19 protein-coding genes are annotated in these 26466 nt (G+C 69.5%); 12 read left to right on the top strand and 7 right to left on the bottom strand.

Features of this window, described 5'->3' with window-relative positions:
* Window positions 1-658: 658 nt before the first annotated feature.
* Window positions 659-2971 carry an arylsulfatase gene (locus ACWEQQ_RS44335; RefSeq protein ID WP_452352462.1) on the bottom strand — a complete coding sequence of 771 codons (2313 nt, stop codon included), beginning with the start codon at window positions 2969-2971 and terminating at the stop codon, window positions 659-661.
* Between the two features lie 136 nt (window positions 2972-3107).
* Here ACWEQQ_RS44335 and ACWEQQ_RS44330 point away from each other — a divergent pair, with 136 nt between their 5' ends.
* From ACWEQQ_RS44330 to ACWEQQ_RS44310, 5 genes are all read left to right on the top strand, one after another.
* Window positions 3108-4694, top strand: a complete 1587-nt coding sequence (locus ACWEQQ_RS44330; protein ID WP_452352461.1) for an ABC transporter substrate-binding protein — start codon at window positions 3108-3110, stop codon at window positions 4692-4694.
* Entirely contained in the window at window positions 4691-5650 is a 960-nt protein-coding gene (locus ACWEQQ_RS44325) for an ABC transporter permease (protein WP_379427184.1), read from the top strand. Before ACWEQQ_RS44330 ends, ACWEQQ_RS44325 begins: the two co-directional genes overlap by 4 nt.
* Window positions 5647-6537: an ABC transporter permease gene (locus ACWEQQ_RS44320; protein WP_452352460.1), complete on the top strand. Its 891-nt coding sequence runs from the start codon at window positions 5647-5649 to the stop codon at window positions 6535-6537. Before ACWEQQ_RS44325 ends, ACWEQQ_RS44320 begins: the two co-directional genes overlap by 4 nt.
* On the top strand, window positions 6534-8234 hold the full coding sequence (locus ACWEQQ_RS44315) for a dipeptide ABC transporter ATP-binding protein (RefSeq protein ID WP_452352459.1): 1701 nt from the start codon (window positions 6534-6536) through the stop codon (window positions 8232-8234). The genes ACWEQQ_RS44320 and ACWEQQ_RS44315 overlap by 4 nt, the downstream gene beginning before the upstream one ends.
* A gap of 208 nt (window positions 8235-8442) precedes the next feature.
* Window positions 8443-9225 carry a helix-turn-helix transcriptional regulator gene (locus ACWEQQ_RS44310; protein WP_452345686.1) on the top strand — a complete coding sequence of 261 codons (783 nt, stop codon included), beginning with the start codon at window positions 8443-8445 and terminating at the stop codon, window positions 9223-9225.
* Window positions 9226-9232: 7 nt separating this feature from the next.
* On the opposite strand, the gene ACWEQQ_RS44305 is transcribed toward ACWEQQ_RS44310, so the two are convergent.
* The gene (locus ACWEQQ_RS44305) at window positions 9233-10981 is read right to left on the bottom strand and encodes an NTP transferase domain-containing protein (RefSeq protein ID WP_452352458.1); all 1749 of its coding nucleotides are present in this window, start codon (window positions 10979-10981) and stop codon (window positions 9233-9235) included.
* Between the two features lie 355 nt (window positions 10982-11336).
* On the opposite strand from ACWEQQ_RS44305, the gene ACWEQQ_RS44300 reads away from it, so the two are divergent.
* Window positions 11337-12122, top strand: coding sequence for an MmyB family transcriptional regulator (locus tag ACWEQQ_RS44300; RefSeq protein WP_452345684.1), 786 nt, complete (start codon window positions 11337-11339; stop codon window positions 12120-12122).
* Between the two features lie 69 nt (window positions 12123-12191).
* Here the strand turns inward: ACWEQQ_RS44300 and ACWEQQ_RS44295 are convergent, their stop codons facing one another.
* Window positions 12192-13073: an alpha/beta fold hydrolase gene (locus ACWEQQ_RS44295; protein ID WP_452345683.1), complete on the bottom strand. Its 882-nt coding sequence runs from the start codon at window positions 13071-13073 to the stop codon at window positions 12192-12194.
* Window positions 13074-13251: 178 nt separating this feature from the next.
* Between ACWEQQ_RS44295 and ACWEQQ_RS44290 the strand changes: the two genes are divergently transcribed.
* Together ACWEQQ_RS44290 and ACWEQQ_RS44285 are read left to right on the top strand one after the other, a co-directional pair.
* On the top strand, window positions 13252-13734 hold the full coding sequence (locus tag ACWEQQ_RS44290) for a hypothetical protein (RefSeq protein ID WP_452352457.1): 483 nt from the start codon (window positions 13252-13254) through the stop codon (window positions 13732-13734).
* Between the two features lie 73 nt (window positions 13735-13807).
* Complete coding sequence (locus ACWEQQ_RS44285) at window positions 13808-14092, top strand: WhiB family transcriptional regulator (protein WP_452345681.1); 285 nt, start codon at window positions 13808-13810, stop codon at window positions 14090-14092.
* Window positions 14093-14182: 90 nt separating this feature from the next.
* On the opposite strand, the gene ACWEQQ_RS44280 is transcribed toward ACWEQQ_RS44285, so the two are convergent.
* Genes ACWEQQ_RS44280 through ACWEQQ_RS44270 form a run of 3 tightly spaced genes read right to left on the bottom strand, consistent with a single transcriptional unit; the run spans window position 14183 to window position 16080 of the window.
* On the bottom strand, window positions 14183-14941 hold the full coding sequence (locus ACWEQQ_RS44280; RefSeq protein WP_452352456.1) for a VOC family protein: 759 nt from the start codon (window positions 14939-14941) through the stop codon (window positions 14183-14185).
* Between the two features lie 35 nt (window positions 14942-14976).
* Window positions 14977-15279, bottom strand: coding sequence for an MGMT family protein (locus tag ACWEQQ_RS44275; protein WP_354840404.1), 303 nt, complete (start codon window positions 15277-15279; stop codon window positions 14977-14979).
* A 15-nt stretch (window positions 15280-15294) separates the two neighbouring features.
* Window positions 15295-16080: an alpha/beta fold hydrolase gene (locus ACWEQQ_RS44270; RefSeq protein WP_452352455.1), complete on the bottom strand. Its 786-nt coding sequence runs from the start codon at window positions 16078-16080 to the stop codon at window positions 15295-15297.
* 107 nt (window positions 16081-16187) lie between these two features.
* Here ACWEQQ_RS44270 and ACWEQQ_RS44265 point away from each other — a divergent pair, with 107 nt between their 5' ends.
* The 4 genes from ACWEQQ_RS44265 (at window position 16188) to nudC (ending at window position 25890) form a co-directional block, all read left to right on the top strand.
* Window positions 16188-20012, top strand: coding sequence for an ATP-dependent helicase (locus ACWEQQ_RS44265; RefSeq protein ID WP_452352463.1), 3825 nt, complete (start codon window positions 16188-16190; stop codon window positions 20010-20012).
* The gene (locus ACWEQQ_RS44260; protein WP_452352454.1) at window positions 20012-23764 is read left to right on the top strand and encodes an ATP-dependent helicase; all 3753 of its coding nucleotides are present in this window, start codon (window positions 20012-20014) and stop codon (window positions 23762-23764) included. Before ACWEQQ_RS44265 ends, ACWEQQ_RS44260 begins: the two co-directional genes overlap by 1 nt.
* Window positions 23765-23884: 120 nt before the next feature.
* Complete coding sequence (locus ACWEQQ_RS44255) at window positions 23885-24943, top strand: potassium channel family protein (RefSeq protein ID WP_379427177.1); 1059 nt, start codon at window positions 23885-23887, stop codon at window positions 24941-24943.
* Between the two features lie 26 nt (window positions 24944-24969).
* Entirely contained in the window at window positions 24970-25890 is a 921-nt protein-coding gene (gene nudC / locus ACWEQQ_RS44250; protein ID WP_452352453.1) for an NAD(+) diphosphatase, read from the top strand.
* A gap of 60 nt (window positions 25891-25950) precedes the next feature.
* On the opposite strand, the gene ACWEQQ_RS44245 is transcribed toward nudC, so the two are convergent.
* Entirely contained in the window at window positions 25951-26202 is a 252-nt protein-coding gene (locus ACWEQQ_RS44245; RefSeq protein ID WP_354840418.1) for a mycoredoxin, read from the bottom strand.
* Between the last annotated feature and the right edge of the window lie 264 nt (window positions 26203-26466).

Below are 26466 nucleotides of genomic sequence, written 5' to 3'. Positions count from 1 at the left end.
CTGACATTGGTGTGCGATCACTGCCATGCGCTGGTCAACGACAGTGCCGAGGGTTGGAAAACCGTTGTCATGGGCAAGGATTCCCCGTATCGGGGACGCACCGGGTGGATTGCCCCGAAACGTCTTGACCCGACCGGCATTCCTCGGGTGAACGACAGACATCACGTCGGCGAGTCGGTCGCTGCTGTGATCGATTCCAGTTGCTCGAGGTGGGGTTCACGGGCGGCGTGATTCCCGGACCGCTCGTGTCCTGCCGGCGTGCGCAGAGACGGGGAAGTGTGGTCACCTCGCCTGCCCTACCGGACTTGGGCTCACGCCGGGTTGAGAGCCGTCTCCCGCCGATCCCGGCCCACCGACCGCACGCATCGCCTTTTACAGACAAAACCCACCGCAAGCCCACCCTGAAATCGCCGAACACCGAACAACCACAGCGGTCTTCTCCTCGCGACATCCCATCCTGCGGATACCCCAACCCCGAGACCTAAGCGAATACCTCCTGCAGCGACACCCACATGCAGGTTCAAAGGTGAGCGGGCTGGTAGACGAAGGCGCGTCCCCAAGCCTGCCCCCCTCCCTTCTCCAGGCATCTTTGTCTTTTGATCTTTTGGTTCTTTGTCTTTTCGTCCTTTGGGGTTGTCGGCTCTGGGTTTTGGGTCTGCTACTCCGCTATCAGCTCTGCTTCGGAATCCAAGGCTTGTTGGGCTGACTCGGGCACTCCGACGGGGCCTGGCCGATAGGTGATGGAGTGGAGGGAGCCGGAGTAGCGGAAGACTCCCCGGCGCTCGCGAAGGGACCAGGAGACGGGACCTCGGGCGTCGAGGCCGACGGAGATCCCCGTCCAAGGTGACATGCCTACGAGTTGGACTTGGTTGGGGAGGGTCGCGGCGCGGACGCCGTCGATGCCGATGGTGAAGTCCCAGCGCAGGTGAGGTCGGACGGTGGCGGAGACCGTGAAATGGCCGCTGCCGGACGGGATTTCACCGGCATCGGCTTCGGTGTAGCGACCGTAGGCGTTGTAGCCGAAGATCAGGTGGCCGTTCTCCACGTAGAGGAGGTAGCCGCCGAGCGGGTCGCCGTGGGCGACGAGAACGCCCTCATCGCCGCGACGGTAACCGGCCAACTCCACTGTGATCGTGAAGTCGCGGTAGGCGATCAGTCGCTGAGAGCGGTACCGCTCGAGGGTGGGCGTGCCGGGCAGGATGCGGACCTGCTCGCCGAGCCGGGCCTCCTCCGGACGGCGCCGAGCCAGGTCCTGCCGGGTGACGAGCGGGAAAACCGTGTTGTGCCACGCGGCTTCGTCCCACGCGGCCGAGAGCTCGGCGACCTTGTCCGGACGCTGCTCGGAAAGATCGTGGAGCTCGGTCGGATCGGTGCGGACGTCGAACAGCTGCCAGCGTGGATTGTCGATACCGCGCTCGGGCTCATAGAGCGCGAGGAGCTTCCAGCCGTCGCGGTAGAAGCCGCGGTGACCGGTCATCTCCGAATACTGCTCGACGTGCTGCGAGACGGCGGCCGGGTCACTCAGCACATTCACTGCAGAGACGCCGTCGAAGTCCTTGGCGGGCAGTCCGTTCCGGACCGTCGGCCGTTCGAGCCCGGCGAGTTCCAGCAGCGTGGGCGCGAGGTCGGTGATGTAGACGTACTCCTCGCGCACCCCGGTATCGGCCTCCGAGCGCGGCAGCCCCCTGGGCCACGACAGCACGAACGGCACCCGCACCCCGCCGGCGAAGGTCTGCCCCTTGTAGAAACGGAACGGCGTATTCGACGCCTGCCCCCATCCGCGCGGATAGTGCACCCCCAGTTTCGCGGTGCCGATCAACTCGTCGTCGTGCGGCACGTCCCGCTCCCAGTCGGGCTCGTCGACCTGAGCGAACTGCGCGAAATAGGTTCGGGTGCCCTCGGGCCCGCCCTCCGCGGTGCCGCCATTGTCGGAGGTGAACACGATAATGGTGTTGTCCAGCTCGCCGAACTGCTCGAGCACCTCCACGATCCGCCCCAGGCTCTGGTCGATGCTGTCGACCATGCCCGCGTACACCTCCATGTACCGCTCGAACCGCGCCCGCAGCTCCTCGGTCAGCGCATCCCACTCCTGCGCTTCATAACCCGGCTCGGTATTGCGCGGCTTCTGCTGTGTCCCCGCCGGGAACAGCCCCTGCGCGATCTGCGCGGCGAATCGACTCTGCCGCAACCGATCCCAGCCCTCCCGATACCGCCCCCGATACTTGGCCCGATCCGCCGGCTTGGCCTGCAACGGCCCGTGCATGGCGGTGTGCGCGAAGTAGAGGAAGAACGGCTTGGCCGCATCGTGCGCCCGCAGGTCCTTGAGGTAGCCGATGGCGCGATCGGTGTAGTCGTCGGTCAGGTAGTACCCCTCCGGATACTCCTCGACATCCACCGCCGAACTGTCGGAGATCAGCTGATTCGGATAGTAGAAGGAGTTCAACCCCTCCAGTGACCCGTAGTACCGGTCGAATCCACGTTGCGTCGGCCACGAATCCCGGTGCGCCGCCGGATGCAGCGTGGCGTCGCGGACCAGATGCCACTTCCCCACGGCGTAGGTCGCATATCCGTTGGCGCGCAATATTTCCGGCAATGTCAGCACGTCATCGGCCAATTCCAGCCGCAGCCCCGGATAGCCGGGATCGGCATTCGCGACGAAGCCGAAACCCGCACGGTGGGAATTGATTCCGGTCAGCAGCGCCGCCCGCGATGGCGAGCACAGCGGGGTGGTGTGGAAGTTGGTGAGCCGCAATCCGTTCGCGGCCAGCCGATCCAGGGTCGGGGTCTCGATCTCCGACCCGAACGGGCCGATATCGCTGAAGCCCATATCGTCGACCAGCACCACGACGATGTTGGGCGCACCGGCGGGCGCGGTCGGCGGATAGTTCCACTCCGGCGCGGAATCGGCGGTGGTGCGGCCGATCTCGCCGGCGAAATTCTCATAGCCACGGGCATGGGCGGGGACTGACATGCTCCCAGCAAAGGGCGCGGGCCCGCGCCGGAGCCAGGGTTTCACTCTGGCTGCGTACAACCGGTGAGCCGTCATACATCCGCGGATAGCGTCGCCGCACACCATTCGGCCCCGGTCCACACTCGAGGTTTTCCAGATGAATTCGTCCCCCGGCGGTCTGCACCGCCGTCATTTCCTGCGCGGTTCCGCCGTCGCCGCCCTGGCGATCCTCGGCAGCGGAGCGCTGGCCGCCTGCACCTCGGCGGTGAACCAGCAACGCGGCGGCGACGACAACGCACAACCCGTGCGCGGCGGGACGCTGAAGTACGGCGTGCTGGTGGACCTCGTGCCCGCCAACCTGCTCACCAATACCGGCACCACACCGTATGTGATCGGCCTGGTCTTCGAATCCCTGGTGCGCTACCCGCACGACAAGCTCGAACCCCAGCCGCTGCTGGCCAAGAGCTGGACCCTCGCCCCCGACGGCAAGTCCATCACCCTGGACCTGCGCGACGACGTGAAGTTCCACAGCGGCCGCCCCTTCACCTCCAAGGATGTCGAGTTCTCGCTGCGCACCTACGCCGATCCCAAGTGGTCGGCGCAGCTGAAGAGCACGGCCGCCGCCGTCACCGGCTTCGACACCAGCGATCCGCACCGCATCACGCTGACGCTGGCGCACCCGCTGAGCAATCTGTTCGACCTGCTCGACACCGTGCCCATCCTGGACAGCGAGTCCATCGACCAGCTCGCCACCGGCGACAAGATCATCGGCACCGGCCCCTTCCGGTTCGTGCAGCGAATCCCCAACCAGCAGTTGGTATTCGAGAAGAACACTGGCTACTGGGTGCCCGACCGCCCCTACCTGGACCGCGTCGAATTCACCGTCATCGCCGACAATCAGGCGCAGCTCAACGCCCTCAAGACCGGCCAGATCCAGCTCGCCGACGGCATCACCTACCGCGACAACGAGAATCTCGCCAAGACCGACGGCTTCCGCGTCATCACCTTCGAGGGAGCCGAGCTCCAGGTCTACGTCGGCGCGAACGTCGCCGACCCCGCCCTCGCCGATGTGCGGGTGCGCCAGGCCATCGCCTACGCCCTGGATCGTGAGCGCATCATCAAGGAGGTCTTCCGCGGCGCCGGCTATCCGCTGAACCTGCCGTGGCCCAAGAACTCTCCCGCCTTCGACGACTCCCGCAACAGCCGCTACACACGAGATGTGGCCAAGGCCAAGCAGATTCTGGCGCAGCTGCCCAAACCGCCCAAGCTGCCGCTCACCTACAACACCGCCTATCCGGTCTTCGAGGCCGCCGCGCAGATCGTGCAGGCCAACCTCGCCGAGATCGGCATCGAGGTGGAACTCGCGCCCACCGAGAACGCCACCTTCATCAAACAGCTGATCGGCGCACAGTTCCCGGGCCTGTGGATCACCGACCACTCCTGGGCGCAGTTCGTACCGTCCACGCTGACGGTCAGTGCCTACCCGTTCAACGCTCGCAAGAACGCCTCCCACTACGAATCGCCCGATTATGTCTCGGCCGCCGACGCCGCCTGGCAGCTGCCGCGCGCCACCGGCCCGGACGCCACCCGCGCCTACCAGGCACTCAGCGATCAACTGCTGGACAGCCTGTTCCTGATCGAGATCGGCGTGCACTACCCGCAGGACAGCGCATCCCGGAAATTGCACGGCTTCGACTGGACCAAGTGCCGCGAGCACGTGTTCACCCAGGCGTTCCTGGCATGACCGCCTATCTGCTGCGCCGGGTGCCGTCCGCTCTCGCGGTCCTCTTCGGCGCGTCGGTGCTGATCTTCCTGCTGCTGCGACTGGTGCCCGGCGATCCGGCCACCACCCTGGCCGGGCCGGACGCCACCCCGGAAACCATTGCCGCCATCCGGCATCAGCTCGGCCTGGACCGGCCCATCCCGGCGCAGTACCTGTCATGGCTGCACGGCGTGGTGACCGGAGACCTGGGGCGGTCCTATGTGATCGGTGGCCAGATCGCGGATCTCATCGTGCGGGGTCTGTCGAACACGCTCATCCTGACCGCCGCGGCGTTGTCGCTGGCGGTGATCGTGAGCCTGGCGGTATCCGTCGCCTCGGTCCTGTGGGATCGGCGCTGGCTCAATGCGATCGTGGCGGCCGCCAATACGGTGACCGTCGCCATCCCGGTCTTCGTGACCGGCGTGCTGCTGGTGCTGGTGTTCGCGGTCGCCATTCCGATCCTGCCCGCGGGCGGCATCCCGCCGGACGGGTTCCTGGCCCGGCCCGACATTGCCGTCCAGTATCTGCTGCTGCCCGCCATCTGCCTGGGACTGCCGGTGGCCGCCGCGCTGACCCGCTTCCTCACCGAGGCCCTGCGCACCGAACTGGCCAAGCCCTACGTCCTCACCGCCCGCGCCCTCGGCATCCCGCGCCGCCGCATCATCACCCACGGCGCGCTGCGAAACGCATTGCCCACCATGCTCACCGCGCTCGGCATCCAGACCGGCAACCTGCTCGGCGGTGCGGTGCTGGTGGAGGCCGCGTTCGCCTGGCCCGGCATCGGCCAGCTCATCGAACAGGGCATCAACCGGCGCGACTATCCGGTGGTGCAGGCGCTGCTGCTGTTCTCGGTGGCCGTGTTCGTGGCCATCCAGCTGACCACCGACATCGCGCACGCCTACCTGGATCCGCGCATTCGCATCGGAGGCCGCGCATGAGCGAGCTCGCCGTCGCCGAGAGCGACGACACCACGACGGTCACGGAAAGCCCGGGCCGCGAACCGAATCCGGGGCGGCCGCTGCTGCGGGCGCTGACCCGTGGGCAGGGGCTGGCGGGCGTGCTGCTGATCGCCGTCATCGCGGTGGCGGCCCTCGCCGCCGGGCTGCTCACGAAATACGACCCGCTGGAGCAGATTCCGGGCGCCAACCTGCTCGGACCGAGCGGCGACCACTGGCTGGGCACCGATGAGATCAACCGGGATGTGTTCACCCGGACCCTCTACGGCATCCGCGTGGATCTGCTCATCGCCTTCCTGGCCGTCCCGGCCGGTGCGGTGCTGGGCTCGATCATCGGTCTGGCGGCCACCGTGAATCCGGTGGCGGATGTGCTGGCGCAGCGCGTCTTCGACCTCATCCTGGCCTTCCCGGCGCTCATCTTCGCCATCGCGCTCACCGCGGTGACCGGGCCGGGCGCGCACGCGGTCGTCATCGTGATCATCGCCGCCGAACTCCCCATCTTCGGCCGCCAGATCCGCACCGCCGTGCTGGCGGTGCGCGAACAACCCTACGTGGAGGCCGCCGCGGTGATCGGTGCGAGCACCGGCTGGACACTGCGGAAACACGTGCTGCCCAATGTGCTCGAACCGCTCGCCGTGCAGCTGGCGCTGTCGCTGTCCCTGGCGGTGTTCGTGGACAGCGCCATGAGCTTCATCGGCATCGGCGTGCGCCCGCCGGACCCGTCACTCGGGTCGATCATCGCCGAGTCCACCCGCAACCTGGACGCCAATCCCGCCATGGCCGTCGGCCCGCTGCTGGTGGTTTCGGCGCTCACCCTCGGATTCCTGTTGATCGCCCAGGCTCTGGGCCGCGCCCGGAGGATCGGATGACCGACGATACCCTGCTCGACATCCGCGACCTGGTGGTGAGTTTCGGCCAGCGAACAGTGGTGAACGGCGTCGGCGTGCGCGTCGCGCGCGGCGAAACCGTAGCTCTGGTCGGCGAATCCGGCTCCGGCAAATCCCTCACCGCCCGCGCCGTCCTCGGACTGCTCCCCACCGGCGCGACCGCCACCGGCTCGATCCGCCTCGACGGCGCCGAGATCATCGGCGCCACCGACACCGACCTGCGCCCCCTCCGGGGCACCCGCGCGGCCATGGTCTTCCAGGAACCACAGACCGCGCTGAACCCGGTGCGCCGCATCGGAACCCAGATCGCCGAGGCCCTGCGCGCCCACCGCCCGATCAGCAGGTCCGAGGCCCGCGCCCGCGCCATCGAACTCCTCACCCGGGTCGACCTCCCCGAACCGGCCAAACGCGTCGACTGGTACCCCCACCAGCTCTCCGGCGGCCAGAAGCAACGCGTAGTGATCGCCCTGGCCCTCTCCGGCGACCCCGACCTCCTCATCGCCGACGAGCCCACCACCGCCCTCGACGTCACCGTCCAGGCCGAAATCCTCCGCCTCCTCCAGGACCTCCAGCGCCGCAACAACACCGCCATCCTCTTCATCACCCACAACCTGGGCGTAGTAGCCGCCATCGCCGACCGGGTGGTGGTCATGCGCGCCGGCCAAATAGTCGAAACCCAGCCGGTCCACGACCTTTTCACGACCCCGCAGTCCGCCTACACCCGCGAACTACTGGCCGCGGTCCCCGTGCTGCCTGCCGGCCCGGCGTCACCGTCGACTGTGGCGGCGCCGTCTTCGTCATCGGCGTCTGCAACAGGGCTTTCTGCGTCAGCGCCGACCGCTGAGTCGGCGGCCGAGCCAGTGCTGCGTCTCAGCGACCTGTCGGTGGTCTACCGCCGCCACGGCAAGCGCTTTCAGGCCCTGCATGATGTCTCGCTGACTCTGGCTCCGCGCGAAGTGGTGGGTCTGGTCGGGGAATCGGGTTCGGGTAAGAGCACGCTCGGCCGTACCGCGCTGGGGTTGGTGCCCGCGGCTTCGGGAGAGGTCGTGTTGCAAGGCGTCTCGTTGACCGGGCTGTCGCAGCGGGAGTTGCGGGGGCTGCGCAAGAACATCGCGCTGGTGCATCAGGACGTGGCCGCCTCGCTGGATCCGCGGCACAGCCTCGAGGACTCGATCGGCGAACCGCTGCGGGTGCACCGGGCGGCCTCGGGGGCGCTGTTGCGGGCCAGGGTCGGGGACCTGCTCGAATCCGTGCGCCTGCCACGCGAGTATGCGAGCCGGCGGCCGGGCGAGCTGTCCGGCGGGCAACGGCAGCGCGTGGCCTTGGCGCGGGCGCTGGCCCTCGCGCCACGGCTGCTGGTGGCGGACGAGCCGACCAGCGCGCTGGATGTCTCGGTGCAGGCGCAGGTGCTCGAACTCTTCGCCGATCTGCGCGCCGAATACGGATTCGCCTGCCTGTTCATCAGCCACGATCTGGCGGTCGTGCATCAGGTGGCCGACCGCGCGGTGGTGCTGCGGGAGGGTCGCATCGTCGAATCAGGCCCGGTCACAGCCGTTTTTCAGCATCCGCGCGAGGAGTACACGCGGCGCCTGCTGGACGCGGTTCCCGCCCCGGATCCGGCCCGCGCGCGCCGAGACGAAATCGTGTCCGTCCAAGTACCCCTCGCATTGGGGGCCTGAGAGTAATTTGGGGAGCGCCATTCCGCGCCGACTGCCACGACCCACCGGAACTTATACCAATAGGAGTATCCGGTGATACTGACTGGATTTGCCGCGCGGAACGGTTCGTATCCGAATCTGTGTAAGTATCCGTCTCGAAGGAGATCTCGGCGGCGCCTCCACAGGGAGGCGCGGTGGGCCACCGGGATTCCGTACAGGAGGGAACCAGGTGGGCGCGAAAGCGGTATATGGACAGGATTCTCAGGAACTCGAAGCACCCACCTTGGGAAACCTGCTCCGCCGCCTGCGTGACAATCGCGGTGTTTCGCGCGAACGCCTGGCATTCAATGCTGGTGTAAGCGCAAGTTACATCACGCATTTGGAGAAAGGCGACCGCGGCAACCCGACCCGGGAAGTGGTCGAGGCGCTCACCCGCTATCTGCACCGGCTGGACCCGCTGTCCACCGAGGACCGTCGCCAGCTCGGCGACCTCGCGGGCCTGGGATCGGGCGAGCTGCCCTCCCCGAGTGAACTGCGCGCGGCGATCACACCCGAGATGCTGCGGGCCCTGGAGCTGCACAGCCCGAATATGGCCGCCCTGCTCGACACCCGCGCCAACCTGCTGGCCAGTAATGACAGCTGGGACGCCGCCTTCCCGGGCCTGACCGAGGACGGCAATATGCTGCGCTGGTTCTTCGGCAATGAGCTGGCCACCCGGGTCATGGTGAACTGGGAGGCCGATGCCCGCCGGGTCACCCGCTGGATGCGCGGATTGATCGGGCGATCGGGCAATACCGACGGATTCGCCGATCTCATTCGTGATCTCGGGCAATTCCCGAAATTCCGGCAGGCCTGGTCCGAGGGCGGCGTGGAGTTCGCACCGCATGTGTGGGCCGTGCAGCTGCGCGATCCGGTCACCGGGCTGCGGCGCAAGGTCTATGCCCAGCACGGCCGACTCGACAGCGCCGCCTACCCGGGCCAGTTGCTGACAGTTCTCGGGCTACCCGCCTGAACCCGCGTCACCCACGCAGCGGGATGAATTCGGCGGGCGCGCCGTCCACGGCGTCGGCCGGGACGACCACCACGCCGTCGCGGTGCAGCAGATCGGCCAGGTGCGCGGTGCGCAGCCGGAGATCGCCCCGGAAGCCGCCGCCGGGCAGCGCCTGGGCCGGGACGATGCGCAACACCGGCGCGGTCAGCTCGGCGGCGTTCACCAGCGGGCCCACGATCGGGCGGGCCGGGGTCGCACCCGTCAGGCCCTCGACCGTGGCGCCGATCAGCGTGAGCAGGGTGGCGATCGCCGCGAACGGATTGCCCGGCAGCCCCAGCACGACTGTGCCGGAGGCCAATTGCGCGACCACCGTGGAACCCCCGGGCCGCAGGCGCAGGCGGCGCAGCAGCATGGCGGCCTCCGAGCGGTCCAGCGCCGAGCGCAGCTGATCGGCCGCGCCGCCGCCGGTCGCGCCGACGATGACGAGCAGATCGCAGTCCGCTGCCGCGGCCAGCACCTCGTCGAAGGCATTCGCGGTGTCGCGCAGGTGAACCCGATCGATAGTGGTCACGCCGTACCAGCCCAGGACATCGGGCAGGATGGGCCCGATCGAGTCCCGGGTCTGACCGCTGTGCAGCGGCCCTTCGCCGCGAATCTCGTCGCCGGTCATGACGATTCGCGCCCGCACCGGGCCGCGCACGTCCGCCGCCGCGACCTCCGCGCTGGCCGCCACCGAGATCAGCGCGGCTGTCACCGGGGTGCCCGCGGCCGCGACTTCCGCACCGGGGAGCCAGTATTCGCCGCGCCGGCGCACATCCTCGCGAATCGGGGTGTCCGGCAGCCGGTACAGCGTGCCGTCGGCCTCGAGGCGGACGAACTCGTCGCGCACCACCGAACCGGTCCCGTAGGGCACGTGCGCGCCGGTGGCGATCCGCACCGCCTCGCCGTCCAGCAGGCCCACCGGCCGCTGCCCGCCCGCGAAACCGATATCGCGGCGCAACTGCCAGGGCCCGTCGCCGCTCACCGCGTAACCGTCCATGGCCGAGACATCGAAGCGCGGCAGAGCGTCCGCCGCGAGCAGGGGCGCGGCCAGCGTCGCGCCGCGCGCGGCCCGCAGCACCGCGCGGTGCACCGGCAGCGGGGAGATGCTCCCGCGCAGCACATCCCGGGCCTCGTCGAGCCACAGCGGCGCGGCCGTGCGAGCCGCCCCGGTCCGGGCCCGCCGCACGTCCTCGGGGGTGTCGCAGTCGTCCACGCCGGGTAGCGTAACCATGGCGGTATCCACCGGCACCAGCGCCTTCATCGGCCGATTCACCAGGGAATCCAGGTCTTTCAAAGCAGCGACCAGGGCGGCGCGCCGCCACACCCCGACCAGATACTGCGGGCGGCCCGAGGCATCCGCGGCGAAGACCGCGTCGCTGCCGGATTCCCGTGCGTGGGAAAGCAATTCGTCCACCGCCCAGGCGGTGAGGAAGGGCATGTCGGCGGCCAGCACCACGATCAGCGCGGCCGGGAACTCACAGCCGGCGAGGGCGCCCAGCCCCGCGGCAATGGCCGCCACCGGGCCCGCTCCGGCCGGTATCTCCTGTGCCTGAAGGATTTCCGGCGGCAATTCGGGCCGATGCGGGCCCACCACCACGGTGCGTGCGCAGCCGGCGACCGCCGCCAGCGCCGCGTCCAGCATGGACTGCCCGCCGACCACGATGGCCGGCTTGTCCACCCCGCCCATCCGGCTGGCCTTTCCACCGGCCAGCACGATGGCGTCGACGGGTGTCACGAGCCCGTTCCGGGGCAGGGGCGTGTCCTTCGTTCACAGCGCATGGTTGAAGATCGTAGTGGCAGGCTGTTCGGAGCTTGTTGGGCACGCCCGGAAACCTGCGCTTGCTAAGCAATTGCCGTTAGTCGTTACGTTATGAGATGTGCCACGACACATAGTAGAAATGGTGTTGTTTTAACGTTGAGAACAATCTCATATGGCAGTATCCGACCTGAGAACTGGCGGAGTACGCGGCGTTCATCACAGTTCGCACCAGGCGTCACACCGGGTCCCACTGTCCGGTACCGGGAGGACTCGGAGCGATGAAGGTTGGTTGGCTGAATGTTTGCGGAGAGGGAACGGCGTGGTGCTGGGCGTGAAACCGGATAGGGACTCCGACGATCTGAAGCCGCCGACATTCGGACTGCTGCTGCGCCGCCTGCGTGATGAACGAGGCGTATCACGAGAAAGGCTGGCGTTCAATGCCGGCGTGAGCGCCAGCTACATCAGCCATTTGGAGAAGGGCGATCGCGGCCACCCCACCCGCGAAGTGGTGGATGCGCTGCTGCGATATCTGGACCGAATAACCCCGCTGTCGGCCGTCGAGCGCCGGCATCTGCTCGATCTGGCCGGACTCGGCGTGAGCGAATTCCCCACCGTGGAACAACTGCGCGGTGAAATCACCGACGACATGCGCCGCGCCCTCGAACTGCACGAACCAAATCTCGCCGCCTACGTCGACACCCGCTGGAATGTGCTCGCCTGCAACGAAAGCTACTCCCGTGCGTTCCCCGGCCTGGAGCGGGACATCAATATCCTGCGCTGGTTTCTGGGCAACGAGGCCGCCCGCGAGGTCATGGTCGAGTGGGAGGAGGAGGTCCGGCTGACCGTGCACTGGCTGCGCGGTCTGATCGCGAGCTCTGGAGATACCGCCTGGTCGGTTGAATTTCTCGGAGAACTCGGACGTTTCGGACTCTTCCGGGAAATGTGGGATGAGGGCGTCGCCGCCTACGGCCGGCCCCGCGCCACCATGCGCCTGCGCGATCGCGAGCGCAACCGGCGCTTCGATATCGCGGTGCAGCTGTTCAGTGTCTTCAATGCGGCCTACCCCAGCCAGATTCAAATCTTCCTCGGCATTCCGAGCTGGCACGAGGCCGGGTGAGAATCCGCCGGCCGTGACCGCCCTGGGCACGGCCCGCTCCCTCGAACACTCGGGGCAGACGGCTCCCCGTCACCGCACGGCTTGAGCCTCGCGTCCTCCGCGCATCCGCGGCCACGGTGTCGACAGCGCCCGCGCCAGCCGGTTCTCCCGCCGGGCGTTGGACAGCTCGACCAGCCGGATCAGCAGCGGCGCAACCACTTCCGGATGAGTCCAGGCCGCGCCGTGCCCCGCGCCCGGAATGGTGACCACACCGCCGGCCCCGGCCAGCCCGGTGGCCAACGCCTCGGACTTCTGGGCGGTGCTGGTGGCGTCGTGACTACCGCGCACCACCAGGGCGGGCACGGAGATCTCCGGTAGTCGATGCAGTACCGAGCGCCGGTCCATCAGGCACCGGGCGGCGGGCATGATGCTCTGGCGGTCGGAGTTGTACCAGCGGCTGGTCCAGGCGCGCCACAGCCGCGGATCGGTGCCGCCGATGAGCTGCGGGGCCAATTCGGCGACCAGCGGGGCCAGCGGCTCCGGGCCGGTCCAGCATTCGAAGAATTCGCGGTAGTAGGCCAATTCGGCCGGATTGCACGCGGTGGCCTCGGTATCGATCAGGGCCAGACCCTGCACCCGCTCCGGCGCCAGCAGCGCCATGCGCAATGCGGCGTAGCCGCCCTGGCTCATTCCGCCGACGACCGCCCTCTCGATTCCGAGGTCGTCGAGGACCGCAAATCCGTCCGCGGCCAGATCCCAATAGCTGAACGGTTCGCCATCTGGTGACTGGGTGCGACCATGGCACCGCGCATCGACTGTTACGAGATTGACACCGGCGTCTGCCAGAGGTTCGCGCATCGGCTCGAACATCGACTCGTCCATGAAGAACCCGTGGGCGAGCAGCAGGGTCGGGCCGTTGATCTGGCTGGTGACGTAATGAACTGTTGCAGAACCTGATCGCACATAAGGCATGGTCGGACCCTAAACGGCGGAAGCGGCCGCCCCTACATGTTTGCCCGCGTGGTGCCAGGCACCGTTCGGTGAGGTTCCCGACGGGTACCCACACTGGCCAGTGTCAGTACTGCTAGGGGTTTGCCCCAGATTGCCTCAAAACTGGACAACAAGATCACGAGCCACTTTTAATCAGGCCGTGACGCTTTTGGGACAAGCGCAATTTCAAGGGAGGAAACAAATGTTCGACGTCACCACCGCAACTCGACGCGATGACTTCCGGATCGATCGCGGCGCGGGATTGCGGGAGTCGCTCGAAGGTCTGCTGTTGCACGACGGGGTCGGCCTGGATGCGCGTATGCGCCACGCGATTTCGGCCGTGGTTCACCTCGCGGTAGATGCTCCGCTCGGCATTCCGGAAGACGCCGAAGAATTCCTCGGCCGGCTGGATGCCTCCTGGCTGTTCGCCGCCTGGAATGACAGTGATCAGGAACTGTCTCTGCTGAATACCCTCGCGTGTGGCGAGGTTCCGGCATTGAGCTGGTGCGAACTCATGTTCACCACCGCGTTCGCGCCGTGGTCGGGTGCCCCGGCGGCCGTGCACGCCCGTCGTATCTTCGGCAATGGTGAGCAGGCCCGTCTCGCCGCCGTCGGTGGTGACTGCGGTATGAGCCGCGCATGAAACATACCGCGCGTTCTTCTTTCTGATACTTCGCGCGTACCTCTTACTGATACTTATTGAAGGGATAGAGGAAGTGAAGCTGCTTTTCACCAATTTCGACGCAATGTTCGAATCCCTCGCCCGCCGTGACGGAGCCGAGAGCGAATCCTGGCATCAACAGGCGCTGTGCACCCAAACCGATCCCGAGGCATTCTTTCCCGACAAGGGCGGCTCCACCCGGGAGGCCAAGCGCATTTGCTCCTCCTGCGAGGTGCGCAAGGAATGCCTCGACTACGCAGTCACCAACGATCAGCGCTTCGGCATCTGGGGCGGCCTTTCGCCGCGCGAGCGCCGTCGTTACGAGCGCGGCGCGGCCTGACAGGTAATCGCACCCGCTGGGTGATCCGGCTCAGCGCGGAGCACGGAATTGCCTGATCCTCGCGCGGGGAAGCAGCCGGGATCAGGAGCGTCAATCGATAGTCGCTCGTAAGAGACAGAATTCATTGGTCTCCGGATCGGCCAGGACCAGGACCGGCTCGACAGCCGGTGGCCCACCGCCGAACCGCGGTGCGTCGGGGCCGACCGGAACTGCGCCCGCGGCCCGCAACCGGGCCGCCTCCACGACGGGATCGTCGCTGGGGAAGGTGACGAGATCCAGATGGAGACGGCTGCGCTCACCCGGCGCCGCCGGCTCGAGCAGGAATTCCAGCCACGGGCCCTGCCCGGTAGCGGCCCGGATACCCGCGTAGCGGGCGGTCCGGTGGGTGAGTGGCCAGCCGCTGGCGGCGGACCAGAACTCGGCCAGCCGCGACGGGTCCCGGGTATCCATCACGATGGCCGCGACCGGACCGGTGTCCACGTACTGCTCACGCGGCTCCAGCACACAGAACTCATTGCCCTCGGGATCGGCCAGCACCGTCCACGGCACCGCGCCCTGGCCGATGTCCAGCCGGCGGGCGCCCAGGGCCAGCGCCCGGTCCACCTGCAGCCGCTGATGATCCAGCGAGCGGCTGCACAGATCCAGGTGGATGCGGTTCTTGGCGGTCTTGGGCCGCCGCGACGGGAGGAAGGTGAGCGCCACGTCCGGAGCATCCGGGTCCGGTGCGGCGACATCGACCTCGCCGGGCCGGTCCACCGTCACCTCCCAGCCCAGCAGCTCGGCCCAGAACCGGGCCGCCGCCCTGGGCTCGACCGCATCGAACACCACGCAGGCCAGACGGGTGGACATCTTTTCACGGTAACCGGCGGGCGGGGTGGCGCGTATCAGGTTTCGGCGAACCGGTAACGGGCGCGCCGCAGGTCCACCCGGCCGTCCGCGATCGGACAGCCCTCGGCGGCCAGCTCGGCCAGCTGCCGATGCGCCAAATGTGGTGCGGGCGTGCCGTTTGCGCGCAGGACCCGGTGCCACGGCAGGTCCGCGGAATCGGTGCGCATGATCCAGCCGACCGTGCGCGGCGTGGACAGACCCGCCGCGGCCGCGATATCGCCATAGGTGGCGACCCGGCCGGGCGGAATGGCCGCGACCAATTCGCGCACTCGCTCGACTTCGGCTTCGGTGGTTGGCATTTCGCGCCTCCCGGGTCAGAGCAGGGCACGGACCAGCGCGGCGGTCCGCACCGGCCGCGCCTGCGCGACCATGTGGTCGCAATCGAATTCGTGGACGGTGAGCCGGTCACCCAGATGAGCGGTGAGCGCCGCGCGGAAGTCCGGCGACACCAGCGGCGGGTTCACCTTCATCGCCTGCACCATGACCGTCGGCATCTCGCGGGGCGGCAGCACGAAGTCCCGGGCGATCTCACCCCAGAAGGCGATGATCGCCGGCATGGTCATCCGCCAGCCCACCCGGCCGTTCACGGTGGGCACCAGGTGCTCCGCCAGCTCGGCATCCAGGACCGCCGGGTCCACCTCGGCCCACGAGGTCTCCAGCTTGTCGAACCGGGCCTGTTCGAGACTCTCGTAATCCGGCGCCGCCAGCATGGAATTCGCGATGGTCAGCATGCGCTCGGGCTCCAGGCCGATGGCCGGATCCAGCAAGACCAGCCCGCGCACCAGCTCCGGGCGGCGATGCGCCAGATGCACCGCGGTGGCCGCGCCGAACGAATGCCCGAGCACCACCACGGGTTCGCTCGTCTCGTGCTCCAGCAGCGCCGCGAGATCATCGACGAGAGTTTCGAAATCCCACGGCGGCACGCCGGGCGACCTCCCGTGCCCCCGCAGATCCGGTGCGATGATCCGGACATCGGGGAGATGCTCGTCGGCCAGCGCCTGCCAGCGCCGGCCGTGGCCCGTCAACCCGTGCAACGCCAGCACGACCGGACCGGTCGGGGGACCGAAACGATGACTATGAAGCTCCACCACGCTGCCCATTCTGCTGCCTGCGCCCGATATGAACAGCTTCCGGACTGTGATCGGCGGCACGGCCAACTCATGGCAAACGAAACCTGTCGGGGCGGTCTGTTGAAATAGCCGACGTGATGCGATCGGATAGCTCGGTGCAATTGGTGCGCCGGGCCGAGGCGGAGACCCCCTCACGGGAGTGGGACGCCGCCCTCCGGCCGCTGTTCGACGACCTCGGCGCCGACCCCGGCTGGCAGCCCTGGCAGGTGCTCGGCGGACCCGGGACCGGCAAGACCGCACTGCTGGTCGATGTGGCCGCCGCGCGCATCCTGGCCGGGGCCGCGCCCGAATCGGTGCTGGTGCTCACCTACACCAAGCGCGCCGCCACCGCCGTGCGCGCCGCCATCACCGCCCGCGTCGCCGCGACCGATCCGGAACTGGGCGGGGTGCCCGGCGCCACCCGCGGGCCGCTGGTGCGGACCATCCACTCCTACGCCTTCGGACTGCTGCGCTCCTTCGCGGCGGCGCACGGCAATCCGCCGCCGCGCCTGCTCACCGGATCCGAGCAGGACATCGTGGTGCGCGAACTGCTGCGCGGCGACCTCGCCGACGGCGCCGCCGCATGGCCCGAAAGGCTGCATCCCGCGCTGCCCGCCGCCGGATTCGCCGAACAATTGCGGGACCTCATGCTGCGGGCCACCGAACGTGGCCTGGGGCCCGAGGATCTCATCGAACTCGGGCGCGCCCACGACCATCCGGAATGGGTCGCCGCCGGGCGCTTCGCCGAACGTTATGAGCAGATCATGATGCTGCGCTGGTCGGTCGGCATGGACGTGCCCGAGGCCAGCGCCCCCGCCCTCGACGCCGCCGAACTCGTCACCGCCGCCCTGGACGCCTTCTACACCGACACCGAACTCCTTGCCGCCGAACGCAATCGGCTGCACTGCATCCTCGCCGACGACGCCCAGCACCTCGATCCCCATGCCGCCCAGCTCATCCGCGCCCTGGGCAGCGGCGCCGCCACCACGGTCATCGCCGCCGACCCCGACCAGGCCGTCTACACCTTCCGCGGCGCCGACCCCCGCTTCGCCGCCGACCCCGACGCCCCCGCAGGCCGCCGCATCATCCTGCGCCACAACCACCGCTCCACTCCCGCTATCCAGGAAATAGCCGACCGCATAGCCGCCCGCCTCCCCGGCGCCGCGCCCCACCGCACTCCACCGCCCGATTCCCGCCCCACCGCCGCCACCTTCGATTTCCTCCACGAGATCGCCGCCGGCCTCGTGGACGGCGACGAAACACGCGATGCCACAACCCCGCCGCACATCGACGGCCCAGCCGGCGCATCGGGACCGAACGACACGACGTCCACGACTGCCAACGGCGGCACACGCCCTTCGAACGGCATCCGGCACGCCGACGCGGCCGCGCCGCACACGACCGGCGCAGGCGATCGGGGCGGCACCGGGCGTAGTCGGGTCGGAGCGAGCGATTCGGCGCGGCGCGCGGCCGGGGGTACCGATCAACGCGGTCGATCCGAGAGTGCCCGGGGCGGTACACAGTCCGGTGGCGAGGTGCGGGTGCAGGTGCTGACCACACCGGCGAAGGAGGCGGCACTGATCGCCGATCATCTGCGGCGCGCGCATCTCACCCACGGGGTGCCCTGGTCGCACATGGCGGTGATCGTGCGGTCGGTGCCGCTGTCGCTGGCGCCCCTGCGGCGGGCCCTGCTGGCCGCCGGTGTGCCGGTGCGGCAGCCGCCGGCGGATGTTCCGCTCGCGCGGCGGCGGGGCGCGGTGTGGATGTTGCTGGCGCTGCGGGCCGTAACCGCGGGCGATCCGACCTCGGTGCGGCATCCGCGGCCGATTGCGTTCACCGCCGACGACGCGCTCGACCTGCTGGCCGGACCGCTGGGCGGCGCCGACCAGATCAGCCTGCGGCGGCTGCGGCGCGGTATCCGGCGCACGGTCATGGAGCTCGGATATCCAGAGCGTGCGACCGAGGACGATACCGAGCGCGATTCGATCGGCGCGGCCGAATCCGATGCGACGGAATCGGATCCGACAGACAGCGGGCGACTGTCCGAGTCGCCCGGTGCGGGTGCGGGCTCGTCGGCCGCTGCCGTACCGCCGCGTGGCGACAGCCCGGCCCGGCCGCGGACGGACGCCGAATTCGACCGGGATGCGGAGCGATTCGCCGACCTGGATCGGTCGTCGGCGGAGATGCTGCGGGATCTGCTGGTGGGGGCCGGGAATCGGGTGGTGCTGGAGAAGCTCACGCCGGTGGAGGCCGCGCCGCTGCGGCGGGTGCTGAAGGCGCTGGGGCGGGCGCGGAAGGTGCGGCGGGACGGGGGCGGGCTGGAAGACGTGATGTGGGGGGTGTGGACGGGCTCCACGCTGGAGCGGCGGTGGGTGGGGCAGTCCGAGCGCGGGGGAGCGGTCGGGATGCAGGCCGATCGGGACCTCGACGCGGTGGTCGGGTTGTTCGAGGCGGCCGCGGCGTATGTGGACCGGCTGCCGCGCGCCACCATCGAAGGATTCGTGGAATACCTGGAGCAGCAGGAGATTCCGCAGGACAACGCGCCGATCACCGATCCGGGCGAGGCGGTGACCATCTGCAGCGCGCACGCGGCCGCCGGGCGAGAGTGGGACACCGTGGCGGTGGCGGCCGTGCAGGAGGGCATCTGGCCCAATCTGCGGCCGCGCGGCACCCTGCTCGGCGTCGAGGATCTGGTGGATCTGCTGGCGGGCGTGGGCGGTTCGGGGGAGAAGGTGAGCCGGGCCGCGCCGCTGCTGGCCGAGGAGCGGCGACTGCTGCTGGTGGCGTGCAGCCGGGCGCGCCGGTCACTGCTGGTGACCGCGGTCGAATCCGTCACGGGGGACCAGGATCTGGTGCCGTCGCGATTCCTGGCCGACCTGGACGGGGAGGCCGCCGACGGCCAGCCGGGCCGGATCCCGCCGCCGGTGGACCCGGGCCGTGCCCTGGCCATGCACGCCCTCATCGCCGAATTGAGGGCCGCCGCCTGCGATCCCGAGACCGCGCCGGAGCGCCGCCTGCGCGCGGCCCGGCAGCTGGCGCGGCTGGCGGCGGCCGGGGTGCGCGGCGCACACCCGGACGACTGGTACGGCACCGCGGAGCTCTCCTCGGCGAATCCGTTGTGGGACAGCGAAGAAGGCGCGATCTCGCTGTCGCCGTCCACCGTGGATCAGCTGAAGACCTGCCCGCTGCGCTGGGCGCTGGAACGGCACGGCGGCGGCGACGGCGAGAACCCGCACGCGCTCAAGGGCAATCTGGTGCACACCCTGGTACAGGCGCTGGCCGGGCAGGTCAGCGAGGACCAGGTCAAACAGGCCCTGGCCAAGGCGTGGAAGAAGGTCGACCCCACCGCCCGCGACGGCGAGAACTGGCACTCCCGGGCGGAACTGCGCCGCACCGAGACCATGGTCGACACCTTCCTGGCCTGGCTGCGCAATACCCGCGACGAGCTCACCGCCATCGGCGTCGAGGTGCCGGTGGACTGCGTGCTGCCCGCCCGCGGCCCCGGCGAACAGCCGGTGCGGATCAGCGGCCGCGTCGACCGGGTGGAGCGAGATGCCCTGGGCCGCTTCGTCATCGTCGACGTGAAGACCGGCAAGACCCCCATCTCCAAGCAAGCCGCCGAGGAGCACGCACAGCTGGCCACCTATCAGGTCGCCGCCGCCGAGGGCGCGCTCGGCGAGGGCGAGCCCGGTGGCGCGCGCCTGGTCTACGTGGCCAAGCCCAGCAGCAAGGAGGGCGCGACCCAGCGCACCCAGCCGCCGCTGGACGCGGACGGAATCGAGACCTGGCGCACCGTCATCCACGACGCCGCCGATGCCTCCAAGGGCCCCAGCTACCTCGCCATGCGCAATGACGGCTGCCGTCACTGCAAGGTGGCCGGCAGCTGCCCCGTGCAGGACACCGGCCGGCAGGTGACGGACTAGTGCGCGTCACCCCGCGTCAGCTCGCCGACGCGCTGGGTCTGCCGCCGCCCACCGACGAACAAGCCGCCGTCATCGCCGCCCCGCCGGGACCCACCCTGGTGGTGGCGGGCGCGGGTGCGGGCAAGACCGAGACCATGGCCGCCCGCGTGGTCTGGATGGTGGCCAACGGCCTGGTCGAACCCGAACAGGTGCTGGGACTGACCTTCACCCGCAAGGCCGCCCAGCAGCTCACCCAGCGCATCCGCACCCGCCTGGCCCGGCTGGCCGGCGCACCGGTGGTGCGCGACATCGACCCCACCGGCCACCTGCGCGCCCAGCTCACCTCGTCCGAACCGGAGATCAGCACCTACCACTCCTACGCGGGCCGCCTGCTCACCGAATACGGACTGCTGCTGCCGGTCGAACCCACCGCCACCCTGCTCACCCAGACCCAGCTGTGGCAGCTCGCCTACCGGGTCGTCTCCACCTGGGACGGCGACCTCGACACCGACCGCAGCCCCGTCGGCGTCACCGAGGCCGTGCTCGCCCTCTCCGGCCAGCTCGCCGAACACCTGGTGGAACCGCACCAATTGGCCGCGGCCCACCTGGAATTGGAGCGCCTCGTCCACACCCTCCCCGCCGGACCCCGGCAGAAGGGCGGCCCCAAGAAGGCTCTCCTCGACCTCCTCGAAGCTCAGCACGAGCGCGTCGCCCTGCTGCCCCTGGTGGATCGCCTCGCCGTGGAACTGCGCCGCCGCGGCGCCCTGGACTTCGGCGCGCAAATGTCCTTGTCCGCCCGCCTGGCCGCCACCCACGCGGAAGTCGGTGCCGCCGAACGCGATCGCTTCCGCCTGGTCCTCCTGGACGAATACCAGGACACCGGCCACTCCCAGCGCATCCTGCTCTCCTCCCTCTTCGGTGCGACGGCTCAACCCGACCCGGCCGCCGCGCGGACCCGGCAACCGCTGGCCGTGACCGCGGTCGGCGACCCCATGCAGTCGATCTACGGCTGGCGTGGCGCGTCGGCGGCCAATCTGCCGCGCTTCGCCACCGACTTCCCCAGTGCCCCAGGGATTCCCGCGCCGATCCTGCCGTTGCTCACCAGCTGGCGGAATCCGCCGGAGGCCCTGGATCTGGCCAACCTGGTGTCGGATCCCCTGCGCGAGCGGGCGGCGCGCGGCGGGGGAGTGACGGTGGACGCGCTGCGGCCCCGCCCGGACGCCACGGCCGGACTGGTCGCCTTGGCGCTCGCGGAAACCGTTGCGGTGGAACGGGAGTGGGTCGCCGAGCGGATCGCCGCCGAATGGGAGACCGCGAACGACGCGAGCGACCCGCCGCCCACCTCCGCGGTGCTGGTGCGGCGCAATGCCGATGCCGCCCCGCTCGCGGAAGCCTTGCGGGAGCGCGGATTACCCGTGGAGATCGTCGGCCTGGGCGGGCTGCTGCACACGCCGGAGGTCGCCGATATCGTCGCCACCCTGCGCCTGGTCGCCGACCCGTCGGCCGGTAGCGCGGCGGTGCGCATTCTGACCGGTGCCCGCTGGCGGATCGGCGTCGCGGACATCGCGGCCCTGTCCCGCCGTGCCCGGGAACTGTCCATCCGCCGCCCCGCCGGGCAGGCCGACGCCATCACCGACACCGCCACCCTGGACGAGGCGCTGCGCGAGGTCGCGCCCGAACCCGCCGAGAAGGCCGGACTCGGCGACGCCATCGCCGATCCCGGTGAGCCGGACCAGTATTCGGCCCAGGGCTTCGCCCGCATCACGGCGCTCGGGCGCGAGCTCTCCGCGCTGCGTGAGCGCGCCGGGCAGCCGCTGGCCGAACTGGTCGCCGATGTGGAGCGGACCATCGGCATCGGCGTGGAGACCCAGGCCCGCCGCACCCACGCCGCCGCCGGGCGCGAGCACCTCGACGCCTTCGCCGAGGTGGTGGCCGGATACTCGGCCGACCACCGCTCCTCCCTGTCCGGCCTGCTCGACTTCCTCGCCGCCGCCGAAGAGATCGAAAACGGTTTGGAGCCAGGCGAAGTCGAGGTCGCCCACGACCGCGTCCAGGTGCTCACCGTGCATGCGGCCAAGGGCCTGGAATGGGAGGTGGTCGCGGTCCCGCACGTGGTGGACGGCACCTTCCCGTCCGGCACCGGCACCGCCACCTGGATGGGCGCGCTCGCCGAACTCCCGACCGCGCTGCGCGGCGACCGTGAGCAGGAGGACGCCACCGACGGCGTCCCCGTCCTCGACCTGGCCGACCTCCACGACCGCGCCGACCTGGAACGCGCCCTCGACGACCATAAGAAGGCCCTCGCTGCCCGCCGCCTCGACGAGGAACGCCGGCTGTTCTACGTGGCCCTCACCCGCACCGAGCGCGCCCTGTTCGTCTCGGCCCACCACTGGTCGGAGACCGGCTCGAAACCCAAGGGCCCCTCCGCCTTTCTGCTCGAGCTCAAACACGAGACCGAGGCCCCGGGCTCGGAGCTGGCGCGCGGGGTGCACATCGACCGCTGGGACGATCCGCCCCTGCCCGACACCCCCAACCCCTTCACCGACAACCCGCAGACCGCCACCTGGCCGCGCGACCCGCTCGGCTCCCGCCGCGAATTCGTGGAGGAGGGGGTGACCCTGGTCAAGGCCGCACTCGACACCCTGCGCGCCGAATCCGGCCCACAGCAGACGGAACTCGACTTCGGACCCGAATTCGGCGGCGCCGCAGCCGATCCCGAGCCGGAGGACGAGGATCCCGAAGGCTGGGCCGAGGATGTCAGCGCCCTCATCGCCGAGCACCGCGCCGCCGAACAGGCCGTGCGCGAGGTCGAACTGCCCGGCCAGCTCGCCGCCACCGCCCTGGTCGACCTGAGCGCCGATCCCGCGAAACTCGCCGCCCGCCTGCGTCGTCCGCTCCCGTACCCGCCCAGCCCCTACACCCGCCGCGGCACCGCCTTCCACGCCTGGCTGCAGCGCTGGTTCGGCGGCGCGCGCCTGCTCGGCTTCGAGGAACTGCCCGGCGCGGCCGACATCACCGACACCGACGCCGACCTCATGCGCCTGCAGGAGGCCTTCCTCGCCTCCCCGTGGGCCGACCGTAATCCCGTCGAGGTGGAGGTCTCCTTCGAAACCACCATCGCGGGCACCGTGATTCGCGGCCGCATGGATGCCGTCTTCCGCCGCCCCGACGGCACCTGGGTCATTGTCGACTGGAAGACCGGCGCGGAACCGCAACGCGCCGACGAGGATTCGGTCGCCGTCCAGCTCGCCGTCTACCGGTTGGCCTGGGCCCGTCTGGAGGCCGCCCGCAGTGGCCGCGCCGAATCCGACCTGCTGGCCGAGACGGTCGCCGCCTTCCACTACGTCCGCACCGGCCGCACCATCGCCCCCGAACACCTGCCCGGCCCAGCCGAACTCGCCGCCATCATCACCGACGCGGCCCCCCGCCGGATTCCGCCGACCCCGCCCGAACCCCCGCTCCCGCCCGAGCCGGACGACGACGACCCGGGTCCTGTCGAGCCCACCGATGTCGAAATGCTGCGTCTCCCGGCCGCTTCGGGACGATCCGCACCCGCCGGATACGACGATGAACCCGCGCTCGGGTTCGAGCCACCGCCCGACCCGGAAGCGCCACCCGGCTCCGATGCGCCACCGCCCTCGGCGCCGATGCCCACCGAGCGCGCCGATGCCCGCCCGGGCTCGCACCGGGATCCGGTGCCGGGCTTCGATTTCCCGCCCGATTTCGAGCCGCCACCCGATCCGGAATCGGTGCCGCCGGACGTGCTGTACTGAGCCCCGGACCGCCGCGTGACTTCGCGACGCGCGCCCGCCGAAGCCGCCGCACGGCGTTTCGCCCGGTACGCTCCGGACCTGTGCCGCAGCCAGAAGTGCCCGAAATGACCGGTGATTCACGTGTTCGGTGACTCCTCGCGCGGACTGGCCGGTCTCACCGAGCGGCCCGACCACGCTCTGGTCGGCGTCCTGCGGGTCCCCTCCGCCCAGTCCAGCCCCTGGTACTCCCTGGTGCGGCGGCTGGGCGTGGCGGTGCTGCTGCTGGTGGCGGCCACCCTGGTGGTGTACATCGGACGCGACGGCTACCACGACAACGCCCGCGACCGGATGGGCCTGCTGGACTGCGCCTACTACGCCACGGTGTCGCTGTCGACCACCGGCTACGGCGACATCACACCGGTCACCCCTACCGCGCGGCTGATCAATATCCTCATTGTCACGCCGCTGCGGATCCTGTTCCTCATCGTCCTGGTCGGCACCACCCTGGCGGTGCTCACCGAACGATCCCGGCAGGCGTTCAAGATTCAGCGATGGAGGCGCACCGTGCGTAATCACACCGTGGTAGTCGGCTACGGCACCAAGGGCCGCACCGCAGTGGACGCCATGCTGGCCGACGGCGCGCAGGCCGGCGACATCGTGGTGGTCGACACCGACCCGCAGGTGCTCGAATTCGCCGCCAATGCCGGACTGGTGACGGTGCACGGCTCGGCCACCAAGTCGGATGTGTTGCGGCTGGCCGGAGTTCAGCACGCCGCGGCCGTCGTGGTGGCCGCCAACCGCGACGACACCGCCGTCCTGGTCACCCTCACCGCCCGCGAAATCAATCCCAGGGCAAAGATTTCCGCGGCGGTGCGCGAGGCCGAGAACACCCACCTGCTGCGTCAATCCGGCGCCGACTCGGTGGTGGTGTCCTCCGAGACCGCCGGCCGCCTGCTCGGCATCGCCACCACCACCCCGGCGGTGGTCGACATGATCGAGGACCTGCTCACCCCCGAGGCCGGCTTCGCCATCGCCGAACGCGACGTGGAGACCGAGGAGATCGGCGGCTCCCCGCGTCACCTGCGCGACATCGTGCTGGGCGTGGTCCGCGACGGCCGCCTCATCCGTGTCGGCGATCCCGAGACCGACGCTCTCGAGACCGGGGACAAGCTCCTCTATCTGCGCCGCGTCCACGCCTGATGATCACGCCCGTCTAGTCTCGGGGTGTGTCAGGTTTCCAGCTGAATGCCGTTCCGGTGCTGTCCCGTACCTCACTCGACCGGGCCGAAGACCTCCGCTCCGACGAACAGGCCCTGAAAGAGGGCTGGGCCCAGGCCAAACTCCTGCGAATGAACAAGCGCGGCCAGGTCCGCGTCGACAACGGGACCGTGGTGCTCGAGCCCGCACTCACCCTCGCCCTCGAACGTACGCCCGAGGCCGTCTTCCTCGGCGTCGACGATGGCACCCACCTGTGGGCCGTGCGCGACAACACCATCGAGGGCACGCTGGCCGACCTGCGCGCCTACGGCTCCACCCTGGACCTCGACGATTTCGGCACCGGCCTGCTCTCCACCGCCATCGCCCTGCTGAACTGGCACGACAAGGCGGCCTTCAGCGCCGTCGACGGCACCCCCACCAGAGCTGCCAACGGCGGCTGGTCGCGCATCAGCGAAACCGGGCACGAGGATTTCCCGCGTACCGACCCGGCCGTCATCTGCCTCATCCACGACGGCGGCGACCGCGTGCTGCTGGCCCGCCAGCACACCTGGCCGCAGGGGTTGTTCTCGCTGCTGGCCGGTTTCGTGGAGGCGGGGGAGTCGCTGGAACGCTGCGTCGAACGCGAGATCAAGGAGGAGGTCGGCGTCGACGTCCGCGAGATCCGCTACCTGGGCAGCCAGCCCTGGCCCTTCCCGCGCTCGCTCATGCTCGGCTTCGCCGCCGTCGCCGACCCGGACCAGCCGCTGTCCTTCCACGACGGCGAGATCGCCGAGGCCTACTGGTTCACCCGCGACGAGGTGCGGGCCGCGCTGGCCGCCGGCGCGTGGGGATCGCCCACCGGGGCCACCGGCGGCGAGGCGAAACTGCTACTGCCGGGGTCGATTTCGATCGCCCGGACCATTGTCGAATCCTGGGCCGCCGAAAGCTGATCGGGCACAACAAGAAGCCGCACACCTACCGGTGTGCGGCTTCTTTCTTCATCCCCGGGGCTAGCCGATGGCGGCCAGGGCCTCCTTCACCTGTACCAGGGTGGGGTTGGTGGCCGTCGAGCCGTCGCGGTACTTCACGGTTGGCACAACGTGATTGCCGTTGTTCACGCTGCCCACGAATTCGGCGGCATCGGGATGGTCCTCGATGTCGATCACCTCGTAGGTGATGCCGGCCTCGTCGAGCTGCTTCTTGAGGCGACGGCAGTAGCCGCACCAGGTCGTCGAGTACATGGTCAGATCGGTAGCAGTCACGGACGTTGCAACATACTCGCCGCGGATCGTGTTCCCCGCGGAGGGTCGGTTGTGAGCCGATCGACCCTGTTCCGAACCGATCGAAGATCAGGGGTTGACGTAGAAGTACTAAGCGCGCATACTAATTGCATGACGTTCATCGCTGAAGCCTCCGCCACCTCGACCGCCACCCCCGCCGCCTTCTTCACCAAGTGGGCCGACATGGCCACCTGGCCCGAGTGGAACCAGGACACCGAGTGGGTCACCCTCGACGGCCCCTTCCAG

The sequence above is a fragment of the Nocardia sp. NPDC004123 genome (assembly GCF_053603795.1).
Note: the sequence above shows the minus strand (reverse complement) of the source record. Positions and strands in the feature narration are given on the sequence as shown.